The sequence below is a fragment of the Streptococcus oralis genome (assembly GCF_001578935.1).
In the GTDB taxonomy this organism is placed as follows: domain Bacteria; phylum Bacillota; class Bacilli; order Lactobacillales; family Streptococcaceae; genus Streptococcus; species Streptococcus oralis_R.
Genome location: NZ_KQ969522.1, coordinates 458,537 through 473,405 on the forward strand (window position 1 = coordinate 458,537; position 14,869 = coordinate 473,405).

The window sequence follows — 14,869 nt, forward strand, 5'->3', positions numbered from 1 at the left end:
ATGTGGCTCCAACATTTAACAATTAAAACCTTTCGAAACTACAAAGAGGCAAAAATTGATTTCAATCCAAAATTAAATGTCTTTCTAGGTCAAAATGCACAAGGAAAAACCAATATTCTAGAAGCAATCTATTTCTTAGCCTTGACACGTAGTCATCGGACTCGTACAGATAAAAATCTCATTCATTTTGATAACGAGCAACTTCATCTTTCTGGCTTGCTACAGAAAAAAACAAGCTCTATTCCTCTAGAAATTGATTTAACACCAAAAGGGCGTGTGACTAAAGTCAATCACTTAAAACAAGCTCGCCTATCAGACTACATCGGACATATGAATGTTATCCTCTTCGCACCTGAAGATCTCCAGCTAATTAAGGGAGCACCTTCTGTCCGTCGAAAATTTATCGACATCGAACTGGGACAAATTAAACCAATCTACTTGTCAGACTTGTCAAACTACAATCATATACTCAAGCAAAGAAATACTTACCTAAAATCCAGCCAGAAGATTGATGAAACATTTCTGTCAGTCTTAGATGATCAGTTAGTAGAGTATGGGTGTCGTGTTATAAAGCATCGGATAAAATTCATTAAAGACTTAGAGAAATTTGGTCAAAAAAAACACTTAGAAATTTCAAATAAATTAGAAGAGCTGTCAATATCTTATCAATCATCTGTCAACTTCACTAATGAAGAACAGCTAACAAGTTCCTTTAAAATTGCTTTGGAGAAAAGCAGATCCAGAGACTTATTTAAAAAGAATACTGGTGTCGGCCCTCATCGAGATGACATTACTTTTTATATCAATGGAATAGACGCTAGTTTTGGGAGTCAAGGTCAACATCGTAGTCTTGTACTTTCTATCAAACTAGCAGAGATTGAACTAATGGAAAGTATTACTAATGAGTCTCCGATACTCTTACTTGACGATGTTATGAGTGAACTTGACAACACACGACAATTAAAATTACTAGAAACCATTTCTCACTCTATCCAAACCTTTATTACAACAACAAGTTTAGATCACTTACAAAACTTACCAGAAAACCTTAGTATTTTCAATATTCAAAACGGTAAAATTTCTGTAAATTAAAATTGACAACTTTGTAAACAAAAAGAACTCCTGAAATTCAGGAGTTCTTTTTTACTACTTACATGGAGTAGTTTGGTGCTTCATTAGTGATTTGTACATCATGAGGATGGCTTTCTTTCAAACCTGCACCAGACATTTCAATAAATTGAGCGTTGTCATGCAGTTCTTTAAGGTTAGCTGCACCACAGTAACCCATACCAGAGCGAATACCACCAATCATTTGGAAGACAATATCAGCCGCTGCTCCTTTATAGGCAACACGGCCTTCAATTCCTTCTGGAACAAGTTTGTTTGCTTCATTGACAGAACCTTGGAAGTAACGGTCACTTGAACCTTTCTTCATTGCAGCGATTGAGCCCATACCACGGTAAGTCTTAAACTTACGTCCTTGGAAGATTTCTGTTTCACCTGGTGCTTCATCTGTTCCAGCAAACATAGACCCAAGCATAACAGCATTTCCACCTGCAGCAAGAGCTTTGACAATATCTCCAGAGTACTTGATTCCACCATCGGCAATGATTGTTTTTCCATATTCACGCGCAACTGCTGCTGCATCATAGATTGCTGTCACTTGTGGGACACCAACCCCTGCAATCACGCGAGTGGTACAGATAGAACCTGGTCCGATACCGACTTTGACAACATCTACACCTGCATCATAAAGAGCACGCGCACCTTCTGCAGTTGCAATATTACCTGCAATCAAAGTGCGGTCTGGGAAGTGAGCACGAATTTCAGCAATTTTACGTAGAACCCCAGCAGAGTGACCATGGGCAGTATCAATAACAATTGCGTCAGCTCCTGCTTCAAAAAGGGCTTCAGCACGTTCAAATGTATCTGAAGTGACACCTACCGCACCAGCAACTAGAAGACGACCAAACTCATCTTTTGCAGCATTTGGAAACTCAATCACTTTTTCAATGTCTTTGATAGTAATCAAGCCAGAAAGACGACCTTCTTCATCAACCAAAGGAAGTTTTTCAATACGGTGTTCTTGAAGAATGCTTTCAGCTGTTGCAAGATCTGTACCAACAGGAGCCGTCACTAGATTCTCACTAGTCATATGATTTGAAATCGGTTGATTGTAATCAGAAATGAAACGTAAATCTCGGTTTGTCAAAATACCAACCAATTTACGATTTTCAAGTGTCTCCACAACTGGAACACCACTGATACGGTAACGTCCCATCAGTTCATCTGCTTCAGCAATAGTGTGTTCTGGAGTCAAGAAGAATGGATCAATAATAACACCATTTTCAGAACGTTTTACCTTGCGAACTTCATCTGCTTGTTGCGCAATAGACATATTTTTATGGATTACTCCAAGACCACCTGCACGAGCAATGGCAATAGCCATTTGACTTTCTGTGACTGTATCCATGGCGGCTGTTATAATTGGGATATTTAAAGTCAGATTATCTGCCAATTTTGTTGTTAAATCAGCATCATTCGGCAACACATGACTTTCTGCTGGAATGAGCAATACATCATCAAAGGTAAAACCTTTTTTCAAAAATTTAGTATCCCAATTAGACATTGAAGTTTCCTCTTTTCTTTCTTTTTGAGCTTGACTCTTTTTGTATTGTATCTATCATACCATTCTATGAAAATTTGTCAATTATATTTATAACAGAAAACATAAAAAAACTATCCCTGTGATTCTATGGAAGAGATAGTTTTACAATTCATATTTTATCTATTATTTAAAATAATTTAGTCCCATTGCTCCCTTAACTTCAGATAGAGTTTGCCCTGCAACCTCACGAGCTTTTTCACTACCTTTTTGAAGCATATTGTACACTTCTCCCATATCCTTAGCAAATTCGATACGGCGCTCACGAATAGGGCCAAGTTCCCGTTCTAATATTTCAAGTAGATAACGTTTCGTCTTTACATCACCAAGACCACCACGTTGGTAGTTTTCTTTCATTTCCGCAATTTCAGCCGCATCTTCTGGGCGTCCAAAGACATCTAGATAATGAAAGACCATATTTCCTTCAATTTTACCTGGATCCTCAACGCGAATATGATCCGGATCAGTATACATACTCATGACTTTTTTACGCAACGTATCCGCATCATCTGCTAGATAAATACCATTATTAAGGGATTTAGACATTTTAGCATTTCCATCTAAACCAGGCAAACGCCCTGCTCTCTCATTTTCTGGATAAATACCTTCTGGCTCCACCAATACCTCACAATTATAAGCATGATTAAAGGAACGAACAATCTCGCGAGTTTGCTCAATCATTGGTTTCTGATCTGTCCCAACAGGAACATAATTAGCCTTGAAGGCAGTAATATCTGCTGCTTGCGCAATTGGATAAACCAAAAATCCTGTCGGAATACTTTCTCCAAACCCTTTTTGAGCAATCTCTGTTTTTACTGTCGGATTTCGTTCCAAACGAGCTAGTGACACCAAATTCATATAGTACATAGATAATTCAGCCAACTCTGGAATCTGACTTTGAATAAAGATAGTTGATTTACTTGGATCTAATCCAACTGCTAGGTAATCCAAGGCAACATTCCCAATCGATTCTACAATCGTTTGAGGGTCTTTGGCGTGATCTGTCAATGCTTGTTGGTCCGCCAAAAAAACAAACATCTCATACTTGTCTTCTTCCTGCAGTAATACTCTATTTTTTAGACTCCCAACATAATGTCCAATATGCAGTTTTCCTGTTGGGCGATCTCCTGTTAAAATAATGGGTTTCGTCATTTTTTTCTCCTTCGAAATGGTCTCTTTAATTATAGCATTTTTTTGTTAAAATAACAGAAAATTATTTAAATCAAACAACTAACTCTTTGTAAATGAACCTGTAAACTTAATTGACATAAAATTGACAAACAAAAATTTGAATATTTCTCTCTTTTCTAGTAGAATAAATGTATTACATATTATAGGAGAAAAACATTGCTTACAGTATCTGATGTTTCACTACGTTTTAGTGATCGCAAACTTTTTGATGATGTCAATATCAAATTTACAGAAGGAAATACCTACGGATTAATTGGTGCTAATGGTGCTGGGAAGTCTACATTCTTAAAAATCCTAGCTGGTGATATCGAGCCTACAACTGGTCACATCTCTCTTGGTCCAGATGAACGTCTCTCTGTTCTCCGTCAAAATCATTTTGACTATGAAGATGAGCGAGTTATTGATGTTGTCATAATGGGAAATGAAAAACTTTACAACATCATGAAAGAAAAAGATGCTATTTACATGAAGGAAGATTTTTCCGATGAAGATGGTGTTCGTGCAGCTGAACTTGAAGGTGAATTTGCTGAACTTGGAGGTTGGGAAGCAGAAAGTGAAGCATCCCAATTACTTCAAAACCTAAACATTCCAGAAGAATTGCACTATCAAAACATGAGCGAATTAGCCAATGGTGAAAAAGTGAAGGTTCTCCTTGCCAAAGCACTTTTTGGTAAACCAGACGTTCTTCTCTTGGATGAGCCGACCAACGGGTTGGACATCCAATCTATTACTTGGCTAGAAGACTTCTTGATTGACTTTGATAACACCGTTATCGTAGTATCCCACGACCGTCACTTCTTAAACAAAGTGTGTACTCATATGGCCGACCTTGACTTTGGAAAAATCAAACTCTATGTCGGAAACTACGACTTCTGGAAGGAATCTTCTGAGCTTGCTGCTAAATTGCTAGCAGACCGTAATGCCAAGGCAGAAGAAAAAATTAAGCAATTGCAAGAATTCGTTGCTCGCTTCTCTGCCAACGCTTCTAAGTCAAGACAAGCAACGTCTCGTAAAAAAATGCTGGACAAGATTGAATTAGAAGAGATTGTGCCATCTAGTCGTAAATATCCATTTATCAACTTTAAAGCAGAACGTGAGATTGGTAATGATCTCTTGACAGTAGAAAATCTAACTGTAAAGATTGATGGCGAAACTATCCTAGACAATATTAGTTTCATCTTGCGTCCAGGTGATAAGACAGCTCTTATTGGACAAAATGACATCCAAACGACTGCATTAATTCGTGCAATTATGGGTGACATCGACTATGAAGGAACTGTCAAGTGGGGAGTTACTACTAGCCGTTCTTACTTGCCAAAAGACAACTCGGCTGATTTTGCAGGAGGAGAATCAATCCTTGACTGGTTGCGTCAATTTGCAAGTAAAGAAGAAGATGACAATACCTTCCTACGTGGTTTCCTTGGTCGTATGCTCTTTTCTGGAGATGAGGTTAACAAACCTGTAAACGTCTTGTCAGGGGGAGAAAAAGTACGTGTCATGCTTTCAAAACTCATGCTCTTGAAATCAAATGTCCTTGTACTTGATGATCCAACAAATCACTTGGACTTGGAATCTATCTCAAGCTTGAACGATGGATTGAAAAACTTTAAAGAATCAATCATCTTTGCTAGTCATGACCATGAGTTTATCCAAACTTTGGCAAACCATATCATTGTTTTGTCTAAGAATGGCGTCATTGATCGTATCGATGAAACCTATGATGAATTCCTAGAAAATGCAGAAGTACAAGTAAAAGTTAAAGAACTTTGGAAAGATTAAATAAGACTTCAAAACTCAGTTGGGGTAACCAACTGAGTTTTCTATCATTCTATGAGGTAACATGAAATCATTTTTTAAAACATATTGGACCTATTTTGTTTCTTTCATCATTCCTTTAGTAATTATGACCGGAGTATACCTAACTCAAGGTATCTACTGGAATAGCGATACATCTCCACTATTAGGAGATGGTTTCCATCAATACGTTATTTTTGATGTAGCTTTACGAAATATTTTACATGGAAATGGCAGTTTGTTTTACACCTTTACAAGTGGCCTCGGACTGAATTTCTATGCTCTATCTAGTTATTACTTGGGTAGTTTTCTTTCACCCCTAGTTTACTTTTTTAATCTGTCGAATATGCCAGATGCTGTCTATCTAACCACTATCTTAAAATTTGGATTGATTGGTCTGTCAACCTTCTTTAGTCTAAATAGATTATTTAAAGATATCCCAAAATTTTTAAAACTTGCCTTATCTACTTCCTATGCTTTAATGAGCTTCACTGTCAGTCAGTTAGAGATTAAAACCTGGCTAGATGTTTTTATCTTGATTCCTTTAATTATTACTGGTTTACACCTACTTATAACACAAAAGAAGCGCCTACTATACTTTACAAGTTTGTCAATCTTATTTATTCAAAATTATTATTTTGGCTATATGACAGTATTGTTTCTTATTTTCTGGTATCTCTGCCAAATTTCTTGGAACTTTAAAACTCGAAAATCATCTTTTCTTGATTTTGTTGTTATCTCCTTTTTAGCTGGAATGGCTAGTTTGATTATGACTCTTCCTACACTGTTTGATTTACAAACTCATGGAGAGAAGTTGACTGCCATCACAAAATTGAAAACAGACAGTAGCTGGTATCTGGATATTTTAGCAAAACAATTCATTGGATCTTTTGATACAACTAAATATGGATCTATACCAATGATTTTTGTTGGATTGCTTCCTTTTATTTTGACCATTCTATTTTTCACAATAAAATCCATAAGGTTTCACGTGAAACTTACCTATGCAATTTTCTTTATTTTTTTAATAACAAGCTTTTACATAGAAGCACTTGATTTATTTTGGCAAGGGATGCATACCCCAAATATGTTTTTGCATCGCTATGCTTGGATTTTTTCCACTCTGTTAATTTATACTGCAGCAGAAGTCTTAAATCGTCTGAAAGAACTGAAGCTCTGGAATCTATTTGTCTCACTTTTTCTTGTACTAACAGGATTTTTGGCTACTATCTATTTTAAATCGCACTATTCTTTTTTAACTGATTTGAATATCCTACTCACTCTTGAATTTCTACTAGTTTATGCTCTTTTACTTCTTGCAGTCATTAGAAAATTTATCTCTATAAATCTATTTGCAATTCTTTTGTCTTTATTTATAACATTTGAGATAAGCTTAAATGCTTCATCTCAAATGGAAGGAATAGCTAAAGAATGGGCCTTTGCTTCTCGTAGCGCCTATAATAGAGATATCACCGCTATGGAATCCATTCTAAACCAAGTTGACAATCCATTTACACGTACTGAAAAACTGCAAATTCAGACTGGAAATGACAGTATGAAATTTAACTACAATGGAATCTCTCAATTTTCGTCTGTACGAAATCGTTCAGCTAGCACTAGTTTAGATAAACTGGGATTCAAATCCTCTGGAACCAACCTCAATCTCCGTTATGCAAATAACAGTCTTTTAGCAGACAGTTTATTTGGAATCCAGTACAATATTTCTGAAACTTCACTTGATAAATATGGATTTCAAGATATTTATCAAAAGGATCATTTAACCTTATATAAAAATCAACTTTCCCTCCCCATTGCCTTTGCCACTCAATCTATTTACAAAGATGTAAACTTTAACAATCATACTCTGGATAATCAGGCCTTATTTATAAACCAGCTTGCTAATCTCAACTTAGATTACTTCTCCCAAATAGCATATGATAAAACAGATACTTCAGATGGTTTAACGAGCATCACAGGTTCTGCGAATGAAGATGCAAAGATTGATTATCAAATTGAGGTTCCTCAAAATAGCCAAGTCTATCTCTCTTTTTCAAATCTTCATTTTACAAATGATAAGCAAAAGAAAGTTGACATCATTGTCAATGGAGAAAAAAAGACTTTTACAACTGACAATGCATTTAATTTCTTTAATTTAGGTTATACTGAAGAACAAAAAACTTTCAATATCAGTGTTAGTTTCCCTGGAAATTCTCAGGTGTCATTTGAATCTCCAACCTTCTATCGTTTAGATACTCAGGCTCTTACTGAGGCAATTCAAAAGATTAAAGAACAACCTGTAGAAGTATCCACCTCTAAAAATAAAGTCTTTGCTACATATGAAGTAAAACAAGATACCTCTATTTTCTTCACTATTCCTTATGACAAAGGTTGGTCCGCATACCAGGATGGGAAAAAACTTGAAATCAAGCAGGCTCAAACTGGTTTTATGAAAGTTGATGTTCCAAAAGGAAAAGGCACCATTACACTTTCCTTTATTCCCAATGGTTTTGTTATTGGAGCAGCCTGCTCACTAACTGCCCTTCTTCTTTTTGGGATCTATAATCACAGACGAAATTTATCTAAGACAGAAAAAGATTGACCAATTCCTTGGTCAATCTTTTTAATCTTCTTCCATTTTCTTAGGTTGATAAGCTAGCATACCTAAAGCAGTAAATAAAGCTAGTGTTATAATAAGGAAAATCACTTGGTGATGAATATTTCCTGTCATAGAGATTGTTTGCCGTAAACCTGATACAGAGTAACTCATTGGTAACCAAGGATTGACACCCTTAAAGAAATCATTTGTCAAAGCAAGTGGATAGGTCCCTGCACTTGATGCTAACTGTAATAAAAGTAAAATAAGAGAGAAGAAAGCTCCTATACGGCTATTCCAAGTTGTTAAAGCTGTCACCATAGACATGAAAGCTAAACTTGTGATTATAATTAGAATCAAGGTCCTCATCTCATGGTTCGCAGTCAATCCAATAAGATGGACACCTCCATAAACTAAAACACCTGCTAAGACAGCTATAATCCCATTTATTTCAGAACGAGACTTCAACCAAGCCCAACGGCTCTCTGGATGACGTCCAGAAGGCAACTTAGCAAAAATCATATTGGTAGATATAGCAGCAACAAAAAGAGCAACTGATATCATATAAGGAGCCATGGCAATCCCATTCACAGGAACTTGGTCATTGTCTGTTTTTGAGAGAACTAGAGGATCAGATAATGTTTCTGCATTTTTAGATTCTGTCGAAGCTGATTTGAGTTGATTATTAGCATTGCCTAATCCTTGTCCTAATGAATCAACTCCTGTTTGTAAATCTTCAAGACTAGAGGTTAAGGTTGTTCCACCATCTGCTAGTTTTCCAGCACCATCTGCAATCTTCATAGCGCCACTTCCTAGTTGAGATGCTGCAGAAAGTAACTGTGTTGATTTATCTGTTAATTGACCAGAGCCAAATTGTAATGTAGTAATACCTGCTATCAGCTCTGAACTCTTATTATTCAATTGAGCAGAACCAGATGACAAACTTTCTATACCTGATACTAATTCTGGAGTTTTTCCAGCTAACGCATCTACTCCAGCTGTCAAGGTTGATGTGTTTTCTGTCAACTTACTTGATCCAGAAACTAATTGATCTAGACTAGTTGTTAAACTTGCATTCTTTTCACTTAGTTGATTAGCACCTATAGAAATAGTATCCAGTCCCTTAGTGTAGTTTACAACTCCTTTTTCAATTGACTGACTTCCAGGAACTAACTGATTGTCTACAGTAGTTTGCAATTTTGTAAATCCATTTGACAATGTTGTCAAGGATCTAGATGCTATAGGTAAGAGTTGATTTGCTTTCGTCTGTACATCAGATAGATTAGATACTTGTTGTTCTGAATTCTCTATACTTTCTTTTAATCCTCCTACTGTCGTTAAAATTGTTTTTGCTGACTCAATAGTAGAATTAGAATTTTTAGAAATAGCTTCTGTCAGTTCTTTCTTTTGTTCCTCTGTAAGAGATTGATAAGTAGCTGTTGATTGAAGGTTTGCAAGAGTTTTCTCTTGTTCTGTCTGACTTTTGGTCACAATATCCTGAGCAAGAGTTGTTAGATTTGGTAAAGCTTCTGACAATGTACTTTTCAGTTGAGTATTATCTGATATTGTAAGAGCTTGTAGTGTTTTATTTAGTTCTCCTAAGCTTGTTGCCAATTGCGCTATTTCTTCACTTTGTTGAGATGAGGACTCTAATTGGCTTGAAATTTCTTTAATACCAGTATTTAATTGCTCCATTCCATCTCTTAGTGTATCTGATTGATTGGATAATTGACTTGTTCCGTTAGAAAGTTCTTTCACACTACTTGTATAAGTATTTACACCAACTGAAAATTGATTGAGGCCTGTATCCAGTTGTGAAACGCCACCTGTATAGGACTTTATACCTGTATTTAGCTGATTTACACCTGTCACCAACTCAGGAGTTTTTAAAGCTAATTGACCAAGTCCAGTGTCAACTTGTGAGACAGAATTTGTATAACTTTGTAAACCACTATTAAAAGTTCCTAAACCAATATGTAATTGCTCTATAGCAGACACATAGCTAGATAAGCCTTTTGTAAATTGATCCGCTCCATTTGAAAAAGTTACACTGGAGTTAGCTAGAGTATTAAGATTTGTCGTCAACGTTTGACTTCCCGTCACCAACTGATCGGCTCCATTAGCCAATTGCTCACTTCCTTCAGCTGCTTTATTTATCCCAGACTTCAAGTCACTCACTTTTTGAAATAGTGCCTTGGTATATGTTTCAGTTACATTCGTAGAGACGGTTTGTTTTAATTGTGTCATTGCAGAATCACTCATCTTACTTGCAATAAAGCTACGACCGCTTGAAGTTTGATAATCAATTTGCATCTGTTCAGGGTGATTTGTTAGAATCGAAGTAGCTTTTTCAGATAGATCACTTGGTAAAGTCACTACCATATAGTATTCGCCATCCTCTAGCCCCTTTTTCCCCTCTTCTTCATTGACAAAATGAAAATCTAAAGTTTTATTTTCTTTTAAATTAGACACCATGTCTTTTCCTATAGCCATTGTATTTCCATTATAAGAAGCTTCCTTATCTTTATTTACAACTGCCACAGGTAACTCTGATAATTTACCATACGGATCCCACATGGATGATAAAAAAATGATATTGTATAAAGCTGGAATGAGAGAAATCCCTATCATTACAATGATAAAGGTCGGTTTTTTTAAAATTGCTTTCCATTCTTTAAACATATTTCCTCCTTTTTTAAACATATTGTCTAAATTTTTGATATAATAGATTATACATTAAAAAATCTAAATTACAAGATAAAAAATATTTTTTTAGACATATAGTCTAAATTGTTCATAAGGAGAAACTATGAAAGAAAGTAACAAACGATTAAAAACAAAGAGAAATATTGAAAATGCCATGGTTCAATTATTGATGGATCACCCCTTCGATCAAATTACTACAATTAAATTAGCAGAAAAAGCTGGAATTAGTCGTTCTAGCTTCTATACCCATTACAAGGATAAGTATGATATGATTGAACACTATCAAAGTAAGTTATTTCATACATTTGAATATATCTTCCAAAAACATGCTCATCATAAAAAAGATGCCATTTTAGAAGTATTTGACTATTTAGAATCTGAACCATTATTAGCTGCTCTTTTATCTGAAAATGGTACCAAAGAAATCCAAAATTTCTTAAGAAATAAACTGCATATTATGCTTAGCACTGATCTTCAGAAACGTTTTATGCAACTACAACTAAATCCAATTGAACTCGAATATAGTAGCATTTATCTAACAAATGCCCTATTTGGTGTTTGCCAGACTTGGATTGCTCACGGAAAAAAAGAAAGTCCGCAAGAAATGACAGACTTCCTTATGAAAATGTTAGGTGATGTCAACTAAAAGAAAAAGAACACCAATGGTGTTCTTTTTATCTGACTCCGCCAGTAGGACTCGAACCTACGACATCATGATTAACAGTCATGCGCTACTACCAACTGAGCTATGGCGGATAAAATAGTCCGTACGGGATTCGAACCCGTGTTACCGCCGTGAAAAGGCGGTGTCTTAACCCCTTGACCAACGGACCATCTATCTGTAGCAGATATAACCATTATATCAATTTCTTACTAATTGTCAATCACTTTTTAGATTTTTTCTCCAGAATATCTCTCAGTTTGCGGACTTTTAAACGAGTGATGGGACAACGATGATCTTCATAAAAGACAACTTCTAGATTCTTTCGATCAATTTCTCTCACATTTCCCACATTGACAAGGAAAGATTTATGGGAGCAATAAAATCGCTGAGTATGTTTGTCCTTTTCCTGAATATCTGTCATAGTTCCATAAAACTCTTTGGCAAAATTCTTACCAATAATTCGCAATTTATGAGAAACACCTGTTGTTTCGATATACAGAATATCATGGTAAGGAATTTTCAAATCATTTCCCTTATAGTTGTAATCAAAATAGTCTACAACATCTTCGTTTTCAAGCAACATGCTTTTGGTATAGAAGATACTCTGCTCGATACGTTTTTTGAACAATTCATCATTGATGTCTTTGTCTACAAAATCTAGGGCTGATACCTGGTATTTGTACGTTAAGGTAGCAAATTCAGATCGACTGGTAATAAAGACAATAATAGCATAAGGATTGTGATGACGGATAAATTGAGCCACTTCAAAGCCTTTTTTCTCGATTCCATGAATATCGATATCTAGGAAATAAAGCTGGTTTACTTCATCATTTTCAATATATTCCTTAAACTCACGAACTTTTCCTGTTGTCTTATATGAAATAGGAATATTCGATTCCTCAGAGATTTCATTCAATATTCTCTCTAGTCTCACTTGATGCTCAATAACATCTTCTAAAATTAATACTTTCATTCGAATTCCCTCTTAAATCTAATAATTTGTCTAAATGTGTTGTCTTCCATCTCTGTTTCTAAAATAATGTTGTCATACTTATCTAAAATTTCTTTGACATTATTAAGCCCTAGACCTCTATTTCTTCCCTTGGTAGAGAAACCTAAGGCAAATAGGTCCTCTGAAGGAGTCATAGTGATTTTGCATGAATTCTGGATAACTATAACTGTTTCAAAATCCATCTTAATGACTGCAACTTCCATTTGTTTCAAATAACTATCTGCAGCACCTTCAACAGCATTGTTTAATAAAATGCTCATGATACGAACAAGATCAAGTAAATCTATTGACAGTCTAGTAATAATATCCTTTACTTCCAATGTAAACTCTACATCATTTTTTCGTGCATAGACAATCGATTGAGCAATTAAACTTCGTAAAGCAGAATCTTCTATATTATTTAAATCAAAGTAAGTATATTTTTCTGACCTCAATTTCTGATTTGCTTTTACTAAGACTTCATTGTAAACCCTGTTAATTTCTTGTAAATTTCCACTGTCAATCGCCATTTGCATGCTGACAAGCATCCCTGCATAGTCATGACGAAAACCGCGAATTTCATTATACAACTCCACAATTTCATCAGTATAAGTCTGTAAATGTTTTTGTTCAAATTTTTTTTGTTTTAGAGCAATCTCTTTTTCAATTTGAACCTTGTGAGAATTCATTGCAAAGAAAATCAATAACAAGCAAATAAAAACAATGGTTGATAAAATACTTCCGAAGCTATTTAAATGATGAGTTGTACTTACTATATCTGAAATAAACAATAAGATATGCAAACCAAAGAAAGCAACTATTACTTTTTTTAAAAAAGGGTAGAGGTAATCTTTGTCAAAATATGTTATTTCCAAGTGGAAATAACGACTTATTTTTATAATAATAAAATAAGTCAACAATAATACTACCAAAAAGAATATACTTTTATATTGTAATACAAGACCATCACCAATTATAGAAGATAATGTTACGGATATAAAAGTATGGGTACTATGATATGATAAGGATAGTAGTAAACTGATAAAAATTCCTTTATATTTTTCATACTTCTTCAACTTTCTTAAATAGCCATACACAACCACAGGAAAGAAAAATTTAGACAAAGAAAAACCATCCACATATACTAGACTGATAACTTCTTCAATTAAAAAAACTGATATACATGTGTAGCACAAAAAAATAATTTGTTCTTTTCTATTTACTTTACAAATCCATTCATAACTTTTGCTAATAATGAAAAAATAAAAAATAGCTATCCCTAACCCAAATAAATCCATTACTCTTCACCTTTGTTTTATTACTTTTTTCTTGGAAAAATAAGATTACGAATTGATTCTGAAATTCTCAAGTCTCCACCCCGAATCTCCTGCAATTCTGCCTCTGTTACCTCTTTAAATTGTTCCAACTTTACTGTATTTTTCATAATGAAATCTCCTGTATTATTTTTTCTTTTTGTAAGTTAACTTACACACCTATTATACAAAATGAAGACCATGTAAGAAAAAATTCTTCCCAACTGTACATTTTTGAACCTGAAACGCACTTTTTTAAGAAAAAAGCTGGGATTCATCCCAGCTTCGCATCTAAAATTGATCCCAGCAGGATTCGAACCTGCGACCGTTCGCTTAGAAGGCGAATGCTCTATCCAGCTGAGCTATGAGACCTAACATGACCATTCTATCAAAAAACAAGAGCTAAGTCAATCTTCTATTTATGGTAAGGAGAACCCTGCTGAATTGTAAAAGCACGGTAAATTTGTTCAACTAAAACCAATCTCATTAACTGATGTGGTAATGTCAGACGTCCAAAACTGACAGAAAGATTGGCCCTATTTTTTACAATAGGAGCTAGACCCAAACTTCCTCCAATAATAAAAGTAAGCGTTGAATATCCTTTGATAGAAGCTTGCTCTAGTTGCTTACTAAATTCCTCTGAGGAGAATGTTTTTCCTTCAATGGCTAGTACAACGACAAAGTCTCTTTCTCCAACCTTAGAAAGAATTCTTTCACCTTCTGTTTCCAAGATTTTTTGATTTTCTAATTCACTGGCTTTGTCAGGTGTCTTCTCATCAGTGAGCTCAATCATTTCTAATTTGGCGAAACGTGAAATTCGTTTGGTATATTCAGCAATTCCATCTTTAAGGTATTTTTCTTTTAATTTTCCTACTGTTACAATTTTTATTTTCATTCTTCTATTCTATCATATCCACACTTCATTTCACATCTTATACACAAAAAAATCATT

11 protein-coding genes and 3 tRNA genes are annotated in these 14,869 nt (G+C 34.9%); 4 read left to right on the forward strand and 10 right to left on the reverse strand.

Annotated features, from left to right (window positions below; all coding sequences use genetic code 11):
- On the forward strand, nucleotides 1-1,092 hold the full coding sequence (recF, locus tag SORDD15_RS08580; RefSeq protein ID WP_061416350.1) for a DNA replication/repair protein RecF: 1,092 nt from the start codon (nucleotides 1-3) through the stop codon (nucleotides 1,090-1,092).
- Between the two features lie 58 nt (nucleotides 1,093-1,150).
- Here the strand turns inward: recF and guaB are convergent, their stop codons facing one another.
- Both guaB and trpS read right to left on the reverse strand, forming a co-directional pair.
- Nucleotides 1,151-2,629, reverse strand: a complete 1,479-nt coding sequence (gene guaB / locus SORDD15_RS08585; protein WP_000073416.1) for an IMP dehydrogenase — start codon at nucleotides 2,627-2,629, stop codon at nucleotides 1,151-1,153.
- 162 nt (nucleotides 2,630-2,791) lie between these two features.
- Nucleotides 2,792-3,817: a tryptophan--tRNA ligase gene (gene trpS / locus SORDD15_RS08590; protein WP_061416352.1), complete on the reverse strand. Its 1,026-nt coding sequence runs from the start codon at nucleotides 3,815-3,817 to the stop codon at nucleotides 2,792-2,794.
- 195 nt (nucleotides 3,818-4,012) lie between these two features.
- Here trpS and SORDD15_RS08595 point away from each other — a divergent pair, with 195 nt between their 5' ends.
- Together SORDD15_RS08595 and SORDD15_RS08600 are read left to right on the forward strand one after the other, a co-directional pair.
- Nucleotides 4,013-5,635, forward strand: coding sequence for an ATP-binding cassette domain-containing protein (locus tag SORDD15_RS08595; RefSeq protein WP_061416354.1), 1,623 nt, complete (start codon nucleotides 4,013-4,015; stop codon nucleotides 5,633-5,635).
- Nucleotides 5,636-5,696: 61 nt separating this feature from the next.
- Entirely contained in the window at nucleotides 5,697-8,249 is a 2,553-nt protein-coding gene (locus SORDD15_RS08600; RefSeq protein WP_061416356.1) for a YfhO family protein, read from the forward strand.
- A gap of 21 nt (nucleotides 8,250-8,270) precedes the next feature.
- On the opposite strand, the gene SORDD15_RS08605 is transcribed toward SORDD15_RS08600, so the two are convergent.
- On the reverse strand, nucleotides 8,271-10,925 hold the full coding sequence (locus SORDD15_RS08605) for a YhgE/Pip domain-containing protein (protein WP_061416358.1): 2,655 nt from the start codon (nucleotides 10,923-10,925) through the stop codon (nucleotides 8,271-8,273).
- 127 nt (nucleotides 10,926-11,052) lie between these two features.
- On the opposite strand from SORDD15_RS08605, the gene SORDD15_RS08610 reads away from it, so the two are divergent.
- Nucleotides 11,053-11,595, forward strand: a complete 543-nt coding sequence (locus SORDD15_RS08610; protein WP_061416360.1) for a TetR/AcrR family transcriptional regulator — start codon at nucleotides 11,053-11,055, stop codon at nucleotides 11,593-11,595.
- A 36-nt stretch (nucleotides 11,596-11,631) separates the two neighbouring features.
- Here SORDD15_RS08610 and SORDD15_RS08615 read toward each other — a convergent pair.
- From SORDD15_RS08615 to rlmH, 7 genes are all read right to left on the reverse strand, one after another.
- Nucleotides 11,632-11,705, reverse strand: a tRNA-Asn gene (locus SORDD15_RS08615).
- Between the two features lie 5 nt (nucleotides 11,706-11,710).
- Nucleotides 11,711-11,782: transfer RNA gene (locus SORDD15_RS08620), tRNA-Glu, on the reverse strand.
- A 51-nt stretch (nucleotides 11,783-11,833) separates the two neighbouring features.
- Complete coding sequence (gene comE, locus SORDD15_RS08625) at nucleotides 11,834-12,586, reverse strand: competence system response regulator transcription factor ComE (protein ID WP_061416362.1); 753 nt, start codon at nucleotides 12,584-12,586, stop codon at nucleotides 11,834-11,836.
- Nucleotides 12,583-13,902 carry a competence system sensor histidine kinase ComD gene (comD, locus tag SORDD15_RS08630; protein ID WP_061416365.1) on the reverse strand — a complete coding sequence of 440 codons (1,320 nt, stop codon included), beginning with the start codon at nucleotides 13,900-13,902 and terminating at the stop codon, nucleotides 12,583-12,585. Before comD ends, comE begins: the two co-directional genes overlap by 4 nt.
- A gap of 20 nt (nucleotides 13,903-13,922) precedes the next feature.
- Nucleotides 13,923-14,048, reverse strand: coding sequence for a competence-stimulating peptide ComC (comC, locus tag SORDD15_RS08635; protein ID WP_061416367.1), 126 nt, complete (start codon nucleotides 14,046-14,048; stop codon nucleotides 13,923-13,925).
- A gap of 167 nt (nucleotides 14,049-14,215) precedes the next feature.
- Nucleotides 14,216-14,289 (reverse strand) — tRNA-Arg (locus tag SORDD15_RS08640).
- Between the two features lie 43 nt (nucleotides 14,290-14,332).
- A complete protein-coding gene (rlmH, locus tag SORDD15_RS08645) occupies nucleotides 14,333-14,812 on the reverse strand; it encodes a 23S rRNA (pseudouridine(1915)-N(3))-methyltransferase RlmH (protein ID WP_061416369.1) in 480 nt (159 codons plus the stop codon).
- Nucleotides 14,813-14,869 lie beyond the last annotated feature (57 nt).

What these genes read in the sequence shown, in the direction of transcription:
- recF (WP_061416350.1), top strand. Translation starts at nt 1, where the DNA reads ATGTGGCTCCAACATTTAACAATTAAAACCTTTCGAAACTACAAAGAG.
- guaB (WP_000073416.1), bottom strand. Translation starts at nt 2,629, where the DNA reads ATGTCTAATTGGGATACTAAATTTTTGAAAAAAGGTTTTACCTTTGAT.
- trpS (WP_061416352.1), bottom strand. Translation starts at nt 3,817, where the DNA reads ATGACGAAACCCATTATTTTAACAGGAGATCGCCCAACAGGAAAACTG.
- SORDD15_RS08600 (WP_061416356.1), top strand. Translation starts at nt 5,697, where the DNA reads ATGAAATCATTTTTTAAAACATATTGGACCTATTTTGTTTCTTTCATC.
- SORDD15_RS08605 (WP_061416358.1), bottom strand. Translation starts at nt 10,925, where the DNA reads ATGTTTAAAGAATGGAAAGCAATTTTAAAAAAACCGACCTTTATCATT.
- SORDD15_RS08610 (WP_061416360.1), top strand. Translation starts at nt 11,053, where the DNA reads ATGAAAGAAAGTAACAAACGATTAAAAACAAAGAGAAATATTGAAAAT.
- comE (WP_061416362.1), bottom strand. Translation starts at nt 12,586, where the DNA reads ATGAAAGTATTAATTTTAGAAGATGTTATTGAGCATCAAGTGAGACTA.
- comD (WP_061416365.1), bottom strand. Translation starts at nt 13,902, where the DNA reads ATGGATTTATTTGGGTTAGGGATAGCTATTTTTTATTTTTTCATTATT.
- comC (WP_061416367.1), bottom strand. Translation starts at nt 14,048, where the DNA reads ATGAAAAATACAGTAAAGTTGGAACAATTTAAAGAGGTAACAGAGGCA.
- rlmH (WP_061416369.1), bottom strand. Translation starts at nt 14,812, where the DNA reads ATGAAAATAAAAATTGTAACAGTAGGAAAATTAAAAGAAAAATACCTT.